Origin of the sequence: Pseudomonas sp. SIMBA_068, from assembly GCF_046534705.1 — a bacterium.
GTDB lineage: Bacteria > Pseudomonadota > Gammaproteobacteria > Pseudomonadales > Pseudomonadaceae > Aquipseudomonas > Aquipseudomonas putida.
On sequence record NZ_JAWRYI010000455.1, the window covers coordinates 1 to 274 of the forward strand.

At 63.5% G+C, this 274-nt stretch carries 1 protein-coding gene; it reads right to left on the reverse strand.

The annotated features are described in order from the left end of the window. Positions 1–274 (reverse strand): glycine cleavage system protein H (locus tag SB756_RS29935; protein ID WP_410913212.1); only part of this gene is annotated, 274 nt, incomplete at both ends.

Genomic DNA, 274 nt, shown 5'->3' on the forward strand with positions numbered 1-274 from the left:
CTCATAGCCTTCCTGGTCCATCAAGGTGTCGAGGTCGGCGATGTTGGCGACCTGGATGCGGAAGAACCAGCCGTCCTTCATCGGTGAGGCATTGACCAGTTCCGGGTCGTCGGCCAGGGCCTGGTTGACCGCCACCACGCTACCGTTCAGGGGCATGCTGATGTTGCTGGCGGCCTTCACCGACTCCAGCACCGCGACTTCATTGCCCTCGGCGTACTCGCCCGGCTCCGGCAACTGCACGAACACCACATCACCCAGCGCCTCCTGGGCATAG